The sequence below is a fragment of the Amycolatopsis sp. FDAARGOS 1241 genome (genome assembly GCF_016889705.1).
Taxonomy (GTDB): domain Bacteria; phylum Actinomycetota; class Actinomycetes; order Mycobacteriales; family Pseudonocardiaceae; genus Amycolatopsis.
The window spans coordinates 3,227,913-3,244,638 of the sequence record NZ_CP069526.1; the positions used below are offsets into that span (position 1 = coordinate 3,227,913).

Consider the following 16,726-nt stretch of genomic DNA (forward strand, 5'->3'; position numbering starts at 1 on the left):
AACCGGCTGGCGCCCGCGCTCACCAGGGGCGCCCGATTCGGGCGCGTACGGGGAGGAATGTCCGGTCTTCAGGGGAACCGGGGAAAACTCCACAGGTTGCGCACGGAGCGTGGCAAGGAAACTCTCAGGTACGGGGTGTGTCCTGGTCGAGGCGGCAAGCCAGGAGCGGGACGAGGCTGGAGCGGGAAAATGAGCGAACAGGAACCGGGTTCGACGGGCGGACAGGCCGGCGGCTGGCCGTACGGCGACCAGACCCAGCCGGGCCACTACGGGCAGTACGGGCAGCAGGCGCACCAGAGCCGGCAGGGGCAGCACGGCCAGCAGGGCCAGCAGGGCCGGTACGGACAGCAGAACCCGTACGGCTATCAGCAGGGCTGGGCGCAGCAGGGTGCCTGGGGCACGCAGCAGTATCCGCAGACGCCGTACCACAAGCCCAAGCCCAAGCCGCCCAGGCCGGTGCGCAGCGCGGCGATCGCGGTCGGCACCATCGGGCTGTCGGTGGTCCTCGGGCTCGGGATCGGCCACTTCGTGTGGACGCCCGGCTCCGGCTCCGCGAGCGGCAACCAGAACTTCGGGTCCGTCGCCCCGCCCGGGGGCACGTCGAGCACGTCGATCGACGCCAACGGGATCGCGCAGAAGGTCGACCCGGCGCTGGCCGACGTCAACACCGACCTCGGTTACCAGGGCGCGGAAGCCGCGGGCACCGGCATCGTGCTCACCTCCGACGGCGAGATCCTCACGAACAACCACGTCGTCGAAGGCGCCACCAGCATCAAGGTGACCGACCTCGGTGATGGCAAGACCTACACCGCTTCCGTTCTCGGTTACGACCGCAGCCACGACATCGCGGTCATCAAGCTCAACGGCGCGTCCGGGCTCAAGACCGCGACGCTCGGCAACTCGTCCTCGGTCCAGACCGGCGACGCCGTGGTCGGCATCGGCAACGCCGGAGGTGCCGGTGGCACCCCGGCCGTGGCCGCGGGCAAGGTGACGGCGCTGAACCAGTCGATCACCGCGTCGGACGAGTCGAGCAGCTCGTCGGAGCAGCTGTCCGGCCTGATCCAGGTCGACGCCGACATCCAATCCGGCGATTCGGGCGGCCCGCTGGTCAACGCGAGCGGTCAGGTGGTCGGTGTCGACACCGCCGCGTCGCAGAGCTTCCAGTTCAACGGCGGCCAGGGCCGTGGCTTCGGCGGCGGGCTCGGGCGCGGGCAGGGCGGCTTCGGCCAGGGGCAAGGCGGCCTGGGCCAGGGCGACGGCCAGCAGGGCGGCTCCACCGGGAACCAGGGCTTCGCGGTCCCGATCAACCAGGCGATCGACCTGGCGCACCAGATCATCGGCGGCAAGTCGTCCGAAACCGTCCACATCGGACAGAGTGCCTTCCTCGGTGTGTCCGTGAGCGACGCCGGGCAGCAGGCCCAGGGCGGCTTCGGCCAGGGTCAGCGCGGGCTCGGCCAGGGTGGCCTGGGGCAGGGCGGCTTGGGTCAGGGTCAAGGGCAGGGCCAGGGCAGCTCGTCCGGCGCGCTGATCCAGCAGGTGGTCCAGGGTGGCCCGGCGGCGGCGGCCGGCCTGACCGGCGGCGACGTGATCACCGCGGTGGACGGCAAGGCCGTCGACTCGGCGACCACGCTCACCACCCTCATGGACACCCACCACCCGGGCGACAAGCTCACCGTGACCGTCGTCGACCAGACGGGCCAGCAGCACGACGTCTCGATCACCCCGGCCAACGGGCCGGTCGGCTGAGCGCGACCACCAAGGGGTCCCGGTCCACTTCGGACCGGGGCCCCGCGCTCGCGGGCCGGCCCCTCCTCGCGGCGAGGCAGGGGGTTTCCGCCGGCCCTGCCGACGGAGCCGGCCGGGTGCGGCACGAGCGAACCGGCGGCCCGCCGTGCCCGGGCACTGCGGGGTCGCCGCCGTCGCGCAGCTCGTCTCGGACGCGCCCGGACCGCCGCCTGAGTCGCTGGTGGCTCACATTCCCCGCCTCTGAGGCCGATCGCGGCTTATCGTGTGGCAGGCACCGTCGCCGAAGCCGGGAGAGGATTCCGTGGACGCAACCAGCACCTGGTCGTACGAGCCGCTCACCCCCACCGCCTACCTCGATCGCGCCGCGGCCGCTCACGGCGACCGCATCGCCGTGGTCGACGGTGAGGACCGCTGGACCTACTCCGAGCTGCACGAACGGTGCCGCCGGCTCGCCGGCGCACTCGCCCCGCTCGCCGCCGGGCGGCCGGTGGCCGTGCTGGCGCCCAACACCCACGTGCTGCTGGAGGCGAATTTCGGCGTGCCGTGGGCGGGTGTGCCGCTCGTCGCCGTGAACACGCGGCTCGCGGCTCGCGAGATCGCCTACCTGCTCGAGCATTCCGACGCCGCGGTGCTGGTGCACGACCCCGGGTTCGACGAATTGGTGGCCGACGCCGTGGCGCTGCTGCCCGGCGAACCGCCCCGCCGGATCCGCGCGGGGGAGGAGTACGAGCGGCTGCTGGCCGCAGCCGAACCGCTCGCGCTCACGCCCGGCGACGAGCGGTCGGTGCTCTCGATCAACTACACGTCCGGCACGACCGGCCGGCCGAAGGGCGTGCTGTACAGCCACCGCGGCGCCTACCTGCAGGCGCTGGCGATGGTCGGGCACACGGGCTTGTCTCCGTCGGCGGTGCACCTGTGGACGCTGCCGATGTTCCACTGCAACGGCTGGTGCTTCCCGTGGGCGGTGACGGCCGCGGCCGCCACGCACGTGTGCCTGCCGAAGGTCGAGCCCGCCCGCGTGTGGCAGCTGATCCGGGAGCAGGGCGTCACCCACCTCAACGGCGCGCCGACGGTGCTGTCGATGCTCGCGTACGCCCCGGAAGCGGCGCCGGTGGAGAAGCCGGTGCGCGTGGCGACGGGCGGGGCGCCGCCGTCGCCCGCGATCCTGCGGCGGATGCGCGAGCTCGGCTTCGACGTCACGCACCTCTACGGCCTCACCGAGACCTACGGCCCGGCGATGATCTGCGACTGGCGCCCGGAGTGGAACGCGCTCGGCGAACAGGAGCAGGCGCGGCTCAAGGCGCGCCAGGGCGTGGGCAACATGATCTCCTGCACCGCACGCGTGATCGGCGACGACGGCGCGGACGTGCCCGCCGACGGTGCCACGATCGGCCAGATCGCCCTGCGCGGCAACAACGTGATGCTCGGCTACCTCAACGACCCGGCGGCGACGCGCGCCGCGGTGCCCGACGGCTGGTTCCGCACCGGCGACCTGGGCGTCGTGCACCCCGACGGGTACGTGGAACTGCGCGACCGCAGCAAGGACGTGATCATCTCCGGCGGTGAGAACATCGCGTCGGTGGAGGTGGAGCAGGCGATCGCCGAGCACCCGGCCGTGCTCGAAGTCGCGGTCGTCGCCGTGCCGGACGACCGCTGGGGCGAGGTGCCGGCCGCCTACGTGACGCTGCGCGACGGCGAAACCGCGACGGAGGCCGAGATCGTCGAGTTCGTGCGCGAGCGGCTGGCGCGGTTCAAGGCGCCGAAGAGCGTGACCTTCGGAGACCTGCCGAAGACGTCGACGGGGAAGATCCAGAAGTACGTGCTGCGCGAGAAGGCGTGGGCGGGGGTCGAGCGGCGGATCCAGTGACGAAGCTCAGCCGAGCCGGTAGAAGCGCCACGTGTCGTGCTCGATCGGCAGCACCGCGATGCGGTCGAACCCGGCTTCGTGCGCGTAAGCCTCGACGGTCGAGCGGCGGATCGCGGTGCCGGTGGCGGCCGAGTGGGGGCTGCTCATGCTGTCGGGCAGGCAGATCGCCACGCTGAAGCCGTACATCAGCCGCTCGACGGAGTCGCCGGGCGCGGTGAAACTGTCCGCGACCTTCATGTCGGCCACGAGCACCGTCGTGCCGAGACGGTGCATCGCCTCGAGCGCGCGCACGGGATAGGGCAGGTCGTGGAGGCACTCGAAAGCCATCACGAGGTCGTACGGTCCGGCGCCGGCCGTGCCGATGTCCTGCCGGTGCACGGTGATGCGGTCTTCGAGGCCGGCTTCGGCGACGTTGCGCCGGGCGAGCTCGACGGTGGCGCGGTCGAGGTCGTAGGCGTCGACGCTCGCGTGCGGGAACGCGCGCGCGAGCGCGATCGCGGCCCAGCCGCCGCCGCAGCCGACGTCGGCGATGCGCGTGGGGCCGTCGGTGAGCTTGGCGAGCACGTCGGGCATCGCGGGCAGCCACTCGCTGGCCAGCAGGTGCAGGAACCCGGGGCGGTTGAGCGCGGCCTGGGACTCGCGCATGTCGGCGCCGTGGCCGGACCACGGGAAGCCGTGGCCGGTGCGGAACGCTTCGGCGACCTGGGGCACGTGCCCCGCGGCGCTCACCAGCTGGCGTGCGAGCGGGCTGAGGTAGGCGAGTGCGTCGTGGTCGGCCAGCACCGTCTCCGCGCCGGGGGCGAAGCGGTAGCGCCGGTCGCCCTCGGTGCCGGTCACGTCGAGGAAGCCCGAAACCGCTTGCTGTTCGAGCCACTCGCGGGCGCAGCGCTCGTCGGTCCCGGTCGCCTCGGCCAGCTCGCCGGGGGAGCAGTGGCCACCGGCGAGAGCCCGGTAGTAACCGAGGCGATCGCCCAGCGCGATCGCGATGACGTCGGACGTCGCGACGGCGGCGTCGAACACGCGCGCGGCCACGGTTTCCGCGGGATCTTCGGGCATCACCCAGTATTTCCAGCGCCGGACGAGCCGGACAACGGCCGACTTTTCATCGCGGGCCTGGTTCATCCTGGTGCTTCCGGGGTGCGCTTTCCGCGGCTCGCCGTGGTGCCGCCGGGCAGTTCCCGGGCGAATGCTGCCGCAGAGGCGCTGCTCCTTCGCGCCTCCGGCTTTGCTCGTCGCTGAGAGTGGCGCAGGTCCACCACAACGAACAACCGTTCGCGGAGTTCGCCACGGCGCCGGAGACGGCTCGGCACGATCGTTTTCCGCCGGAGTGGGCCGCACGGCCGGCCAACAGGCCCAGACCATGGGGCGAAATGGTTGTCTCCGGGCACCTGGCCCGGTTCCGGTGCCGCCGAGCCGGTCGCGGCGGCACCGGCGGCTCAGGCCGGCCTGACCTCGCACGACCACGCGCCCCCGGCACCGCGGGTGCACGTGATCTGCTGGTCGTCCCCGTCGTCGGGCCGGCGCCACGGCATCACGGCGTCCCCGGCGAGGAGGGCGTCGAGCGTCTGGAGCTCGGGGTCGCGGGGCTCGGGGTGGTGCTCGTAGCCGGCGCGGCCCAGTGCCAGCGCGATGGCCATGCCGAGCAGGTTGACGTCGTTCGCGCCGGTCGGCAGGTCGCCGCCGCCGTCCGGCCGCAGCCGCACCCCGGCCTCGGGTGTGTAGACGATCGCTGCGGTGTAGCTGTCGGACATCGCCGGGCACTCTCCGTTCCTGAACCCACTGACGGGCCCAGCCTATTTCCCCGCCCACCCCTGACCACCAGCGACCCGCCGCGGGCCTCAGCCCAGTGCCCGACGCAGCCGCGGTGCGCGCACGAGCACGCGGCACGCGTACCGCACCTGGGCCCAGCGGCCACTCCGGCTGCTCGCGAGCTCGTGGAGCTCGGACAGGAACAGCTCGGCGTATTCGGCTCGGTTGCCGGCCGGCAGCAGCGCCACCGCGCACGTCGCGGCCAGGCGGGAGAACGCGATCACCTCGGCTCGATTCGCCGCCGGACCGGCCCAGCCACGCCAGCGCGGGCCGCGCGGGCCGAAGCCGTGGTCGCCGAGGACGGCGAGCACGTCCGTGCGCGCCAGATCGAGCTGATCGACCAGTTCGGTCACGCAGCGCCGCGCGAGATCGTGGTCGGCGCGGTCGGTGCCCTCGCTCATCAGCGACAGCGCGCGCCCGGCGTAGGCGCGGGCGGTGTCGAGCGCCGGGCCCAGCTCCGCGGGACCCGCGAGGTCCGCCGTCACGTCGAGTTCGCGGCACAGCTGCCGCAACCGCGCGGCGACGAGCGGCCGGTCGACCACCCGGCGGGAAATGCCCAAGTGCGGCAACACCGACTCCGCGACGTCGTCGTGCGTCCGGGCGAGCATCCGGTCCAGGCCGAACAGCAGGTCCAGCGGCACGCTCACCGGGCACCTCCCGAAAGGCGCGGCCGCAGCCGGGCCGCCGCGGGCGCCGACTTTTCCGCGCGGAGCAAGGCTTCGCGCACCGCCTCGATGCCGTCGGGGTCCAGCCGGTAGTAGCGCCGTCGCGGTCGGCCCGCCTCGGCCGGATCGGTTTCCTCCCAGCGCGAGCGCAGCCACCCGGCTCTCTCGAGCCGCGCGAGGATCGGGTGGATGGTGCCGCTGGGCAGCCCGGCGGCAGCGCAGATCTCGAGCCCGTAGCGCTCCTGGGCGGGCTCCCGCAGCAAGGCGTGCAGCACCAGCTGAGTCGGGAGGGTCATCCGCGGAGCGGTCATGGTTGAACCTACCTAGCCCGGGCCGTCCGGAGAAGCCCCCGATTCCGGCGTGCGGGTGACCTGTGCCGAATGGTCTGGACATGCTTCGATTGGGCCAGATAATAAGCCTCTGCCCGCCAAGCCGAAGGTGCGCGATGAGGCGGTTCCGACTGTCCCTGTTCGCTGCGGTGGTGCTGGCCGCCGTGCTGCCCGGGGTGGCCCGAGCGGACAACCTGTTGGTCAACGCCGGGTTCGAGAACGGTGTGAGCGGGTGGACGTGCGCGGCCGGTGCGGTGGCCACGCAGCAGCCCGTGCGCGCGGGCACCGGCGCGCCGGCCGGTCCGGCGTCGGCGGGGGACACGGGCCAGTGCAGCCAGACGGTGCGAGTGCGGCCGAACACCGCGTACACCGTCCAGGCGTGGGTGCGGGGCAATCCGGTGTACCTGGGGGTCGCCGGAGGGCCGTCGACGTGGACTGCCGCGGCCGAGTACACGCGGTTTCAGCTGCAGTTCACCACGGGGGCGAGCCAGACGTCGGCGCAGGTGTACCTGCACGGGTGGTACGGCGCGGGCACCTACTACGCCGACGATGTCAGCCACGACGGGCCGGGCGGCGGGACCCCGGGCACGCCCGCGGCACCGGGCACCCCGGCGGCGACCCAGGTCACCAGCACGTCCGTCGCGCTGAGCTGGGCCGCCGCGGCGGGCAGTCCGGCCGGGTACCGCGTGTACGAGGACAACACGCTCAAAGCCACGGTCTCCGGCACGTCGGCCACCCTCGCGGGCCTGCAGCCGTGCACCACGCACACCTACGCGGTGGCCGTGTACAAAGCCGCCGGGGAGTCGCCGAGGACCACGCCGGTCTCCGCGACCACCGGCGGTTGCACCAGTGCCGGCCTGCCGGAGCACGCCCTCATCGGCTACCTGTACGCGAGCTTCGCGAACGGGTCCGGTTACGTCCGCATGGCCGATGTGCCCGACGTGTGGGACATCGTCGCCCTCGCGTTCGGCGAGCCGACCTCGCCGACGTCCGGCGACATCGGCTTCACGCGCTGCCCGGCGAGCGAGTGCCGGCGTCGAGAGCGCCGCGGACTCCACCGCCGCGATCCGGGCCAGGCAAGCGCAGGGCAAGAAGGTGCTCATCTCCATCGGCGGGGAAAAGGGCCAGGTGCAGCTCACCACCACGGCCGCGCGCGACGCGTTCGTCAGCTCCGTCTCGGCGATCATCGGCAAGTACGGCTTTGACGGTCTGGACGTCGACTTCGAAGGCCACTCGCTGTCCCTCAACCCCGGCGACAGCGACTTTCGCAGCCCCACCACACCCGCCGTGGTCAACCTGATCTCGGCGCTCAAGACGCTGAAAGCGCGCTACGGTGCCAGGTTCGTCCTCACGACGGCGCCCGAGACGTTCTTCGTGCAGGTCGGTCACCAGTTCCACGGCGGCTCGTCGGGCGGCGACCCGCGCACCGGCGCCTAGCCGGAGAAGTGGTCCCAGTTCACCGACCACGTCATGATGCCCCGCAAGCCCGGCTGGGTGCCGCCGCGCAGCGAGTAGCCGCCGCACCCGGTGCCCTTGACGAGGCAGGTGAGAGTCGCCTGCACGTCGGCGGGTGCGGTGTAACCGTTGCCGGCGTTGACCGTGGCCGGCACCGACGGCGATCTGCTCGTCGCGCAGACCCGGGAAGAACGCGCCACCGGCGACGGTGAACCCAGCCTTCAGCATGTCCGTCATCGCGACGTGGAAGTCGGCGCCACCCATGGTGTGGTACTGGTTGTCGAGCCCCATGACCGGGCCGGAGTTGTAGTCCTGGACGTGCAGCACCGTCAGGGAGTCGCGCAGCTCGTGGATCACCGGCAGGTCTGGGCGTTCCAGAACGCACACGCCTCGTTCCTCGACGCCCTGCCGTGACCCACCCGACCTGGCGGTGCGTGATCGTTCTCGGGCAAGCTGGGACGTACCCGAGATCGTGAGGACCACCGATGGACTTGAACCTGGTCGGCAAGCGGGCGCTGGTGACCGGCGCGTCGAAGGGGATCGGCGCCGCCATCGCGGAGGTGCTGGCCGGCGAGGGCTGCCACCTGCACCTGGCCGCGCGCAGTGAAGACGCGCTGCAGGACCTGGCGAAGAAGCTTCGCGACGCGCACGGTGTCGAGGTGACCGTGCACGCCGTGGACCTGCGCGTACCCGAAGACCTGGAGCGCCTCGCCGCGGCGACCGCCGACGCGGGCATCCTGGTGAACAACGCCGGGGACATCCCGGCGGGCACGCTGCACCAGGTGGACCGCGACCGGTGGCGGCACGCGTGGGACCTCAAGGTCTACGCCTACGTCGACCTCTCCCGCCTGTTCTTCGCGCGCCTGGGCGAACGAGGCAGCGGCGTGATCGTCAACGTCATCGGCGCGGCCGGCGAACGGCCCACGGCCGGCTACATCGCGGGTGGCGCGGGCAACGCCGCGCTCATGGCGTTCACCAAGGCCCTCGGCGGCGACGGCCCGCGCCGCGGGGTGCGGGTCGTCGGCGTGAACCCCGGTCCGGTCGCCACGGAACGGATCACGGCCATGCGCGCCGCCAACGCCGACGTCGACGCGAGCTTCGCCGCGCTGCCCTCCGGCCGCGTCGCCGAGGCCCGCGAGGTCGCCGACCTGGTGGCGTTCCTGGCCTCGCCCCGGGCCGCCTACATCAGCGGCACCATCGTGACCATCGACGGCGGCATCTCCGCTGCGGGCTGATCATCGCGCGCCGAAGACGTGGCGCCACCGCTCGGCCGAGGTCGCCAGGTCGCGGCCGACGTGGTCGAAGTAGTCGCCCATCGCGGCCAGGCGCGCGGCCGCGGGGGAGCCCGCCGGCAGTGCGGCTCCCGACCGGGCCGAATCGGCCCAGGCGGCGCACACGTCGGCCTCGCGCCGGCACGAGCGGTACCACGCGTCGTCGTCGACGCGGTAGCGGTCACGGGTGCCACGGGTGCCACGGATGCGCCGGACGAGTTCGAGCTGTTCCGGACAGGCGACCGCTTTGGACACCGACGCCGGGCTCCACGCGCGCCACGAGATCGGCCGCCGACAGCTCAGCCTCGCCACCGGTGAGGAGCGCGGCGAGGACGCGTGCGGCCATCCGCGGGAGTCCGGTGTGGACCATCATCGTGGTGAACCGTTCCTCGAACCCGGTGAGGACGGGCCCGTCCGCGGGCATCCGCCGGGCGCGCGCGAGAGCGTGGCCTCCTGGGCGTGGTCGGCGTGGTCGGCGCGGTAGCCGCCGTTGCGCCGGATCTCCCGGCTCACCGTCGACGTCGGCCTGCCCAGGCGCCGGGCGATCTCGGCGTAGGGCAGCCCGCCCGAGAGCCCCTCGGCGACGGCGCGGCGGTCTTCGTGCGTGAGTCGGCTTCCCGGTATGGGGCCGGCGTAGCGCTCATTGCAACGGCAAAACCCGAGTTGCACTCGCGACAGTCATTGCAACACAAGAAAAACTCGAGTCGACGAGCCTCGGTGGACAGTCGTAGTTTCCGGATCGGGAAACAAGGGGCTCACCATGGACACGACGGCGTTCACCGCGGTGGAGAACAGTCTGTACCTCACGCTTGACGGCCGGGCGCTCGACAGCCGCGCACCGCGCCCGGTGCCGGGCGATCCGACCGCCGCCGGCGTCGCCGAGGCGCTCGGGCACGACCGTGGCAAGGCGCCGCTGGTGAAGAGCCAGGTCTTCGACATCGCGGTGCGCTCGCGGATCCTCGACGACGTGGTGCGCTCGTTCGTCGCCCGGCACCCCGACGCCGTGGTGCTGGAGCTCGGTGCCGGGCTCGACGGCCGGATCGAGCGCGTCCAGCCACCCTCCACAGTGGACTGGTACGACCTCGACCTGCCGGCCGTCGTCTCCGCGCGCGAACGCCCGCTTCCGGCGCACCCGAACGTCCACCCGATCGCCGCCGACCTCACCGAGCCGGGCCGGCTCGACCGGCTGCCGGAGGGCAGGCCCGCGGTCGCGGTCGCCGCCGGACTGGTCGCGTTCCTGCCGCAGGAAGCGTTCGTCGCGCTGCTGAGCGGGCTCGCGCACCACTTCCCCGCGGGCGAGATCGCGTTCAACAGCTACACGCGCTTCCATCTGTGGGCGATCAAGGACCACCGCGGCACCGGCTCCATCGCCGGCGTCGTGGCCAACCCCGCGTTCGACGACCCGCGCGACCCGCAGCGCTGGGTGCCGCAGCTGCAGCCGGCCGGCGAGCTGTTCGCCACGCGGGCACCGGAGGTCACGCTGCAGCCGCTCGCGATGCGCTGGTTCACGCGGCTGGCGGCTCGCAGCGCGGCACTGTCGCGGCGCGGCACGTGCGTGCTGCGCTACCGGTTCTGACTCACGCGTCCGGGTAACGGGTGTCGACGGCGTAGGCCTCCCACGCGGCGAGGTCGGCCAGCTGCTTCTCGAGCTTGGCCCGGATCCGCGTGACGGCCTCGGGCCCGAGTGGCAGCCGCAGCGGCGCGTCCGGTGTCTCGACGAGCTTGATGATCGCCGCGGCCGCGCGTGCCGGGTCGTTGGGCTGGCGGCCGTCCTGCGCGGAGAACTGCTCGCGCAGCCGCCCCGCGGGGGTGTCGCCGTAGTCCGCGATGGGGTCGGCGAAGGCCATGGACCGGCCCGCGAACTCCGTGCGGAACGGTCCCGGCTCGACGATGCTCACACGGATCCCCAGCGGCGCGACCTCACCGGCGAGTGCCTCGGACATGCCCTCCAGCGCGAACTTCGACGTCGCGTAGATCGCGTGCCCCGGGTTGCCGACCACGCCGCCGACCGACGACAGCTGCACGACGTGCCCGCTGCGCCGCTCGCGCAGGTGTGGCAGCACGGCGCGGGTCACGGCGAGCACGCCGAACACGTTGGTCTCCATGACCTTGCGCGTCTGCTCGTCGGTGAGCTCCTCGAGCGCGCCGATGAGGCCGTGGCCCGCGTTGTTGACCAGCACGTCGATCTGGCCGTACTCCGCCAGGGCCGCGTCGACGGCCGAGCGGATCGACGCGGGATCGGTCACGTCCAGTCGCGCGACGAGCGCGCGGTCGGCGAAGTCCTTGATGCTGTCGATGTCGCGGGCGGTCGCGACCACCCGGTCGCCGTGGGCGAGCACGGCCTCGGTGAGCACCCGGCCGAATCCCGCGCTCGTGCCGGTGATGAACCACACCCGGCTCATGGACCACTCCTTCACAACCGATACTTTGAGTCTCAAACCAAACTACCTTGAGACTCAAGGGAGTGTCCAGGCGGGGAGTGTGGTCGTGGTGCAGGATTCGGTCGGTGCCGGGCTCGGCGCGTGGCTGCGCGTGATGCCCGCCGGGGTGGACCCGGACGTGGAGGCCGCGCGGCAGCGCATCGGGCGGCTGTCACGGCAGTTCGAGCAGGTGCTGGAGCGCGCGGCCGCCGCCCACGACCTCACGCCGGGCGACTGGCAGGCGCTCTCGGCGCTGCACCGCTCCGGCGAGCCGCCCGTGCTCACGCCCAAGGAACTCGGTGACCTGCTGGGCGTCACATCGGGCACGGTGAGCGTGCGCATCGACCGCCTCGCCCGGGCGGGCCTGGTCGAACGGGTCGCCGCAGCCGACGGCCGCAGCCGCCCCGTGCGGCTCACGCGCAAGGGCCGCGACCGTTGGGCCGCCGCGACGCAGCAGCGCACCGACGACGAACACGACCTCTTCGCCGGTGCGCTCGACCCCGTGCGGCTGGCCGCCCTCAACGCCCTGCTCGGTGACCTCCTGGCCCGGTTCGAGACCGAGTTCGGTGCCGCATCCACAATGGACACGATCCGGGGCGGGTGAAGCCCCGCCGGCCGGGGTGGCGCCACGTCCCGGAAGCGCCACCCCGCCGGTCGCGGAACTCAGACCAGCATCCCGTGCGGGTCCAGGACGTACTTGCGCGCCGCACCCTCGTCGAACTCGTGGTAGCCGCGCGGGGCGTCCCCGAGCGAGATGGGAGTGGCGTTCACGGCCTTCGCGATCTGGACCCGGTCGTTCAGGATCGCCATCATCAGCCGCCGGTGGTACTTCATCACCGGGCACTGACCGGTCGTGAACGAGTGCGACTTCGCCCAGCCCAGTCCGATGCGGATGGACAGCGACCCGTGACGGGCGGCTTCGTCGCCGGCGCCCGGGTCACCCGTCACGTACAGCCCGGGGATGCCGAGGGCGCCGCCGGCGGCGGTGATGTCCATCAGCGAGTTGAGCACCTCCGCGGGGTGCTCGGTCGCGGCCTCCTTGCCGTGTCCGCGCGCCTCGAACCCGACGGCGTCGACGCCGCAGTCGACCTCGGGCATGCCCAGGATCTGCTCGATCTGGTCCTTCGGGTCGCCCTTGGACACGTCGACGGTCTCGCAGCCGAAGCTGCGCGCCTGCGCCAGCCGGTCGGCGTTCAGGTCGCCCACGAGCACCGCGGCGGCGCCCAGCAGCTGCGCCGAGGCGGCCGCCGCCAGGCCCACCGGCCCGGCGCCCGCGATGTACACCGTCGAACCGACCGTGACGCCCGCGCTCACGCAGCCGTGGAAACCGGTCGGGAAGATGTCCGACAGCATGGTCAGGTCGAGGATCTTCTCCATCGCCTGATCGCGGTCGGGGAACTTCAGGAGGTTCCAGTCCGCGTAGGGCACCATCACGTACTCCGCCTGGCCGCCGACCCAGCCGCCCATGTCGACGTACCCGTACGCCGAACCGGGCCGGTCGGGATTCACGTTCAGGCAGATCCCGGTCTTGCCTTCCTTGCAGTTGCGGCACCGGCCGCACGCGATGTTGAAGGGCACCGAAACCAGGTCGCCCACCTTGATGAACTCGACGTCGCGGCCGGTCTCGACCACTTCGCCGGTGATTTCGTGACCCAGCACCAGGCCCTGCGGTGCCGTCGTGCGCCCCCGGACCATGTGCTGGTCGGAACCGCAGATGTTCGTCGCCACGTTCTTCAGGATCACGCCGTGGGGCGTTTGGCGACCCACGTTCGCCGGGTTCACACCCGGACCGTCCTTGAGCACGAATCCCGGGTACTCGATCGTGTCGACCTCGACCTTGCCCGGACCCATGTACGTGACCGCTTTGTTGCCTGCCATGAGTTTCTTGCCGCCTTTCCTCGTTCGCCGGTGAACAGGTGGCGCGGCGCGGGGGGTTTCCTCCCGTCACGTCAGGCAATCCATGCTAGAAAAGTGAACGCGCTGCGTGAAGGGCCTGCGTGCTGACTTGCCCGCGAACGCCCGGGTGGGCAAGATCGATCGCGGCGGGGGACCGGGAAGCCACTGTCTGGAGGAGCCGCGGTGGAGATCGTCGAGTTCACCCCCGAACGCGAGCAGTACGCGTGGACTTTCGGTGGGGTGGAACCCATTCGCCGGGTCGCACCCGGCACGCTGATGAGGCTCTGGACCGAGGACGCGTTCAGCGGCCGGCTGCAGAGCGCGGCGGACAAACCGAGTGAAAAGCTCGACATGCGAGAGGTGAATCCCCAGACCGGTCCGTTCTACGTGGAGGGTGCCGAACCGGGCGACACACTCGCGCTGCACTTCGTGGATCTGGACCCGGCGCGCGACTGGGCGGCGTCGGCGACGATTCCGTTCTTCGGTGGTCTGACCGCCACCGATCGCACGGCGATGCTGCACGAGCCGCTGCCCGAGCTGACCTGGATCTACCAGCTCGACCGCGACCGCCAGGTCGTGGTGTTCGAGGCGCTGCGCGGCGAATTCCGCCTCGACCTGCCGGTGGAACCGATGCTCGGTACGGTCGGCGTGGCGCCCGCGGGCCGTGAGGTCCGCACCTCATTGGTCCCCGACATGTTCGGCGGCAACATGGACACGCCCGAGATGAAGGCCGGCAGCACCTGCTACCTCGGGGTGAACGTGCCGGGCGCGCTGTTCTCGGTCGGCGACGGCCACTACCGGCAGGGTGAGGGCGAGGCGTGCGGCACCGCGGTCGAAGGCGCCATGAACGTGACGCTGATCGTGGAGCTGATCAAGGGCGGCGCACCGGTGTGGCCGCGGATCGAGCAGGACGACCACTACGTGGTGGTCGCGTCGTCGCGCCCGCTGGAGGACGCGTGGCGCTCGAGCCAGCACGGCATGATCGGCTGGCTCGGCGAGCTGTACGGGCTCGATCCCCTCGACGCCTACCAGTTGCTCACCCAGATCAGCCAGGCCCCGCTGGCCAACGTCGTCGACGCGAACTACAGCGCCGTCACCAAGATCCCGAAGCGCCTGCTGCCCACGGGCGAGGCCTACGGCGGAATGCACCGCTACCTGCGCGAGCAGGCCGCGAAGCTCTAGGAGGAGACCACATGGATCTGCGGCTGGCCGGGCGCAAGGCCCTGGTGACCGGTGGGACGAAGGGGATCGGGCGCGCGATCGTCGCCTCGCTCGCGGGCGAAGGCGCGGAGGTGGCGTTCTGCGCGCGCACCGAATCCGAGGTGCGTGCCACGGAGAAGGACTTCCGCGATGCGGGCGCGACCGTGTCCGGTGAGGCGGTGGACGTCGCCGACGGCACCGCATTGACGGCGTGGGTCGAGCGGGCCGCGGCCGATCTGGACGGTCTCGACATTGTCGTGGCGAACGTCAGCGCCCTGTCCATCGGCCCGACCGAGGAGAACTGGAGCTCGAGCTTCGAGGTCGACCTGATGCACACGGTCCGCGTCGCCGAATCCGCGCTGCCCCACCTCGAACGCAGCGACGCGGGCTCGATCATCGCCATCTCGAGCGTCTCGGGCCGCGAGATCGACTTCGCCGCGCCGGCCTACGGCACGATGAAGGCCGCGGTGATCCACTACATCCAGGGCCTGGCCTTCCAGCTGGCGCCCAAGGGCATCCGCGCGAACACCGTGTCGCCCGGCAACATCTACTTCGAGGGCGGCATCTGGCACAGCACGGAGACCGGCAACCCCGACCTGTACAACCAGGCACTGGGGCTGAACCCGACGGGCCGCATGGGCACGCCGGAGGAGATCGCCTATGCGGTGACGATGCTGGCCAGTCCGCTCGCGTCGTTCATCACGGGGACGAACCTCGTGGCCGACGGGGCGCTGTCGCGCGGCGTGCAGCTGTAGCACTCAGTTCCGTTCGGCGCTCCCGGCTCGCGGTCCCGGAGCGCCGAACTGCGTGCGCAGGAAGTCGATCTCCGCGGTGATCATCGCTTCACGAGTGCGCAGTCCGTAGACGTGGCCGACGTCGTCGAGCCACCGGAAGTCCGCGTCGGCGCCGGCGTGCCAGTAGGTGGTGACCAGGGTTTCGCTCTGGATGATGGGGACGGCGTCGTCGGCGGTGCCGTGGACGGCGAGCAGGGGCGCGGCCGACGCGGTCACGTGCGAGAGCGGGCTCGCGGCCGCGGCGAGGGCCGGGTGCGGGGCGGGCACGCCGCCCAGCAGCCAGGCGTGCGGGTCTTCGCCGGTGGCGCGGAACGGTGAGCTCGGTGGGGCTTCGGCAGCCGCGTGAAGTCCGAGGGCGCGCTCCACGCCATGACAGCCTGCACGCCGCTGTCCGGCCCGAGGACGCCGATCTCACCTTCGAGGTCTTCGCGGCCGCCGGTCACGGCGAGCATCACCGCCAGGTGCCCGCCCGCGGCGTGGCCCCACGCGGCGAAGCGGTCCGGGTCGAGCAAGAGCGCCGGGTGGGGGTGGCGCAGCCAGCGCACGGCCGCCTTCACGTCGTGCGGCTGTGCCGGGTACACCGCCTCACGGCTGTGTCTGAAGTGGACCTCGGCGACGGCGAACCCCGCGGCCGGCAGGCGGTCGCCCGAGGTAACGGCCGAGTGGCGCGTGCTTGGGCGAGCCGACGGCGAAGGCGCCGCTGTGCACGAACACGACCACCGGCCGGCCCGTCGCGGGTGGCGGGCCGGCCGGCACGACCAGGTCGAGCAGCAGCGGCCGGTAGCCGAGCAGGGGCGCGACCACTGCGTCGCGGTAGAGCAGACAGCCCTGGCCCGGCTCGGGTTCCGGCGGGGCGGTCTGCGGGAGAGCGGGCAGCACGTGGGTCACGGCGCCGACTATCACCCACCGCGAGCCGGAACCGGTAGCCGTACCAGAAAGCGGGAGAGCCGACGGATTTCGTACAGCCGTCACAGGGCGAACGCGATCGACCGCACGACGATCGCGGCGACGAAGACCACCGTGAACGCCAGGTCGATCGACAGCCCGCCCGCGCGGACGGGCCGCAGGACCCGGCGCACGGGCGCGATCACGGGCTCGGTCGCGCGGTGGCTGTAGTAGCGCGCTTTCCCGAGCCAGGGCGGCCCGGTGGTCGCCACGCGCGTCCAGTCCAGGATCATCCGCGCGATCAGCACGAGGATGAACAGGGTCAGCAGGTACCCGACCAGAGTTCCGATCAGGCTCATCACACACTCCTCGGATGGCAGTCGTTGCAC

Annotated in this window: 24 protein-coding genes; 11 read left to right on the forward strand and 13 right to left on the reverse strand. The window is 72.0% G+C overall.

Going from position 1 to position 16,726, the window contains the following annotated elements; all coding sequences use genetic code 11:
• Window positions 1-189: 189 nt before the first annotated feature.
• Window positions 190-1,746, forward strand: a complete 1,557-nt coding sequence (locus I6J71_RS15810; protein ID WP_204095401.1) for a S1C family serine protease — start codon at window positions 190-192, stop codon at window positions 1,744-1,746.
• 301 nt (window positions 1,747-2,047) lie between these two features.
• Entirely contained in the window at window positions 2,048-3,613 is a 1,566-nt protein-coding gene (locus I6J71_RS15815; protein ID WP_204095402.1) for an AMP-binding protein, read from the forward strand.
• A 6-nt stretch (window positions 3,614-3,619) separates the two neighbouring features.
• Here the strand turns inward: I6J71_RS15815 and I6J71_RS15820 are convergent, their stop codons facing one another.
• From I6J71_RS15820 to I6J71_RS15835, 4 genes are all read right to left on the reverse strand, one after another.
• Complete coding sequence (locus I6J71_RS15820; RefSeq protein WP_204095403.1) at window positions 3,620-4,669, reverse strand: bifunctional 2-polyprenyl-6-hydroxyphenol methylase/3-demethylubiquinol 3-O-methyltransferase UbiG; 1,050 nt, start codon at window positions 4,667-4,669, stop codon at window positions 3,620-3,622.
• A 380-nt stretch (window positions 4,670-5,049) separates the two neighbouring features.
• Window positions 5,050-5,364, reverse strand: a complete 315-nt coding sequence (locus tag I6J71_RS15825; RefSeq protein WP_204095404.1) for a hypothetical protein — start codon at window positions 5,362-5,364, stop codon at window positions 5,050-5,052.
• A gap of 87 nt (window positions 5,365-5,451) precedes the next feature.
• Window positions 5,452-6,069 (reverse strand): hypothetical protein, encoded by a 618-nt coding sequence (locus tag I6J71_RS15830; RefSeq protein WP_204095405.1) that lies wholly within the window; start codon window positions 6,067-6,069, stop codon window positions 5,452-5,454.
• Complete coding sequence (locus tag I6J71_RS15835) at window positions 6,066-6,398, reverse strand: PadR family transcriptional regulator (RefSeq protein WP_239154879.1); 333 nt, start codon at window positions 6,396-6,398, stop codon at window positions 6,066-6,068. The genes I6J71_RS15830 and I6J71_RS15835 overlap by 4 nt, the downstream gene beginning before the upstream one ends.
• A gap of 134 nt (window positions 6,399-6,532) precedes the next feature.
• Here I6J71_RS15835 and I6J71_RS15840 point away from each other — a divergent pair, with 134 nt between their 5' ends.
• Window positions 6,533-7,621: a carbohydrate binding domain-containing protein gene (locus I6J71_RS15840; protein ID WP_370542146.1), complete on the forward strand. Its 1,089-nt coding sequence runs from the start codon at window positions 6,533-6,535 to the stop codon at window positions 7,619-7,621.
• Window positions 7,512-7,853, forward strand: coding sequence for a glycosyl hydrolase family 18 protein (locus I6J71_RS50740; protein ID WP_370542147.1), 342 nt, complete (start codon window positions 7,512-7,514; stop codon window positions 7,851-7,853). Before I6J71_RS15840 ends, I6J71_RS50740 begins: the two co-directional genes overlap by 110 nt.
• Here the strand turns inward: I6J71_RS50740 and I6J71_RS50745 are convergent.
• On the reverse strand, window positions 7,850-8,026 hold the full coding sequence (locus I6J71_RS50745) for a hypothetical protein (RefSeq protein ID WP_370542148.1): 177 nt from the start codon (window positions 8,024-8,026) through the stop codon (window positions 7,850-7,852). The genes I6J71_RS50740 and I6J71_RS50745 overlap by 4 nt on opposite strands.
• On the opposite strand from I6J71_RS50745, the gene I6J71_RS50750 reads away from it, so the two are divergent.
• Together I6J71_RS50750 and I6J71_RS15850 are read left to right on the forward strand one after the other, a co-directional pair.
• Window positions 8,016-8,285, forward strand: coding sequence for a hypothetical protein (locus I6J71_RS50750; RefSeq protein ID WP_370542149.1), 270 nt, complete (start codon window positions 8,016-8,018; stop codon window positions 8,283-8,285). The genes I6J71_RS50745 and I6J71_RS50750 overlap by 11 nt on opposite strands.
• A 71-nt stretch (window positions 8,286-8,356) precedes the next feature.
• Window positions 8,357-9,106, forward strand: coding sequence for a short-chain dehydrogenase/reductase (locus tag I6J71_RS15850; protein ID WP_204095406.1), 750 nt, complete (start codon window positions 8,357-8,359; stop codon window positions 9,104-9,106).
• Here the strand turns inward: I6J71_RS15850 and I6J71_RS48255 are convergent, their stop codons facing one another.
• Entirely contained in the window at window positions 9,107-9,397 is a 291-nt protein-coding gene (locus I6J71_RS48255; protein WP_239154881.1) for a hypothetical protein, read from the reverse strand.
• Here I6J71_RS48255 and I6J71_RS48260 point away from each other — a divergent pair.
• Window positions 9,390-9,626, forward strand: coding sequence for a hypothetical protein (locus I6J71_RS48260; protein ID WP_239155657.1), 237 nt, complete (start codon window positions 9,390-9,392; stop codon window positions 9,624-9,626). The genes I6J71_RS48255 and I6J71_RS48260 overlap by 8 nt on opposite strands.
• Here the strand turns inward: I6J71_RS48260 and I6J71_RS48265 are convergent.
• Window positions 9,512-9,811, reverse strand: coding sequence for a helix-turn-helix domain-containing protein (locus I6J71_RS48265; protein WP_239154883.1), 300 nt, complete (start codon window positions 9,809-9,811; stop codon window positions 9,512-9,514). The genes I6J71_RS48260 and I6J71_RS48265 overlap by 115 nt on opposite strands.
• Before the next feature lie 91 nt (window positions 9,812-9,902).
• On the opposite strand from I6J71_RS48265, the gene I6J71_RS15860 reads away from it, so the two are divergent.
• Complete coding sequence (locus I6J71_RS15860) at window positions 9,903-10,718, forward strand: class I SAM-dependent methyltransferase (RefSeq protein ID WP_204095407.1); 816 nt, start codon at window positions 9,903-9,905, stop codon at window positions 10,716-10,718.
• 1 nt (window position 10,719) lies between these two features.
• Here I6J71_RS15860 and I6J71_RS15865 read toward each other — a convergent pair whose 3' ends face one another.
• Complete coding sequence (locus I6J71_RS15865) at window positions 10,720-11,544, reverse strand: oxidoreductase (RefSeq protein WP_204095408.1); 825 nt, start codon at window positions 11,542-11,544, stop codon at window positions 10,720-10,722.
• 85 nt (window positions 11,545-11,629) lie between these two features.
• Here I6J71_RS15865 and I6J71_RS15870 point away from each other — a divergent pair, with 85 nt between their 5' ends.
• Complete coding sequence (locus I6J71_RS15870; protein ID WP_239154886.1) at window positions 11,630-12,166, forward strand: MarR family winged helix-turn-helix transcriptional regulator; 537 nt, start codon at window positions 11,630-11,632, stop codon at window positions 12,164-12,166.
• Window positions 12,167-12,225: 59 nt separating this feature from the next.
• Here I6J71_RS15870 and fdhA read toward each other — a convergent pair whose 3' ends face one another.
• Entirely contained in the window at window positions 12,226-13,440 is a 1,215-nt protein-coding gene (gene fdhA / locus I6J71_RS15875) for a formaldehyde dehydrogenase, glutathione-independent (RefSeq protein ID WP_204095409.1), read from the reverse strand.
• Window positions 13,441-13,641: 201 nt separating this feature from the next.
• On the opposite strand from fdhA, the gene I6J71_RS15880 reads away from it, so the two are divergent.
• Both I6J71_RS15880 and I6J71_RS15885 read left to right on the forward strand, forming a co-directional pair.
• A complete protein-coding gene (locus tag I6J71_RS15880; protein ID WP_204095410.1) occupies window positions 13,642-14,640 on the forward strand; it encodes an acetamidase/formamidase family protein in 999 nt (332 codons plus the stop codon).
• An 11-nt stretch (window positions 14,641-14,651) separates the two neighbouring features.
• Window positions 14,652-15,413, forward strand: a complete 762-nt coding sequence (locus tag I6J71_RS15885) for an SDR family NAD(P)-dependent oxidoreductase (RefSeq protein ID WP_204095411.1) — start codon at window positions 14,652-14,654, stop codon at window positions 15,411-15,413.
• A 3-nt stretch (window positions 15,414-15,416) separates the two neighbouring features.
• On the opposite strand, the gene I6J71_RS15890 is transcribed toward I6J71_RS15885, so the two are convergent.
• From I6J71_RS15890 to I6J71_RS15905, 4 genes are all read right to left on the reverse strand, one after another.
• On the reverse strand, window positions 15,417-15,719 hold the full coding sequence (locus I6J71_RS15890; RefSeq protein ID WP_370542215.1) for an alpha/beta hydrolase family protein: 303 nt from the start codon (window positions 15,717-15,719) through the stop codon (window positions 15,417-15,419).
• Entirely contained in the window at window positions 15,665-16,090 is a 426-nt protein-coding gene (locus I6J71_RS15895) for an alpha/beta hydrolase (RefSeq protein WP_204097079.1), read from the reverse strand. Before I6J71_RS15895 ends, I6J71_RS15890 begins: the two co-directional genes overlap by 55 nt.
• The gene (locus I6J71_RS15900) at window positions 16,038-16,340 is read right to left on the reverse strand and encodes a hypothetical protein (protein ID WP_204095412.1); all 303 of its coding nucleotides are present in this window, start codon (window positions 16,338-16,340) and stop codon (window positions 16,038-16,040) included. Before I6J71_RS15900 ends, I6J71_RS15895 begins: the two co-directional genes overlap by 53 nt.
• 80 nt (window positions 16,341-16,420) lie before the next feature.
• Complete coding sequence (locus tag I6J71_RS15905; protein ID WP_204095413.1) at window positions 16,421-16,696, reverse strand: YggT family protein; 276 nt, start codon at window positions 16,694-16,696, stop codon at window positions 16,421-16,423.
• Between the last annotated feature and the right edge of the window lie 30 nt (window positions 16,697-16,726).

What these genes read in the sequence shown, in the direction of transcription:
- I6J71_RS15905 (WP_204095413.1), bottom strand. Translation starts at nt 16,696, where the DNA reads ATGAGCCTGATCGGAACTCTGGTCGGGTACCTGCTGACCCTGTTCATC.
- fdhA (WP_204095409.1), bottom strand. Translation starts at nt 13,440, where the DNA reads ATGGCAGGCAACAAAGCGGTCACGTACATGGGTCCGGGCAAGGTCGAG.
- I6J71_RS15850 (WP_204095406.1), top strand. Translation starts at nt 8,357, where the DNA reads ATGGACTTGAACCTGGTCGGCAAGCGGGCGCTGGTGACCGGCGCGTCG.
- I6J71_RS15835 (WP_239154879.1), bottom strand. Translation starts at nt 6,398, where the DNA reads ATGACCGCTCCGCGGATGACCCTCCCGACTCAGCTGGTGCTGCACGCC.
- I6J71_RS15885 (WP_204095411.1), top strand. Translation starts at nt 14,652, where the DNA reads ATGGATCTGCGGCTGGCCGGGCGCAAGGCCCTGGTGACCGGTGGGACG.
- I6J71_RS15825 (WP_204095404.1), bottom strand. Translation starts at nt 5,364, where the DNA reads ATGTCCGACAGCTACACCGCAGCGATCGTCTACACACCCGAGGCCGGG.
- I6J71_RS15810 (WP_204095401.1), top strand. Translation starts at nt 190, where the DNA reads ATGAGCGAACAGGAACCGGGTTCGACGGGCGGACAGGCCGGCGGCTGG.
- I6J71_RS15865 (WP_204095408.1), bottom strand. Translation starts at nt 11,544, where the DNA reads ATGAGCCGGGTGTGGTTCATCACCGGCACGAGCGCGGGATTCGGCCGG.
- I6J71_RS15840 (WP_370542146.1), top strand. Translation starts at nt 6,533, where the DNA reads ATGAGGCGGTTCCGACTGTCCCTGTTCGCTGCGGTGGTGCTGGCCGCC.
- I6J71_RS15860 (WP_204095407.1), top strand. Translation starts at nt 9,903, where the DNA reads ATGGACACGACGGCGTTCACCGCGGTGGAGAACAGTCTGTACCTCACG.
- I6J71_RS15820 (WP_204095403.1), bottom strand. Translation starts at nt 4,669, where the DNA reads ATGCCCGAAGATCCCGCGGAAACCGTGGCCGCGCGCGTGTTCGACGCC.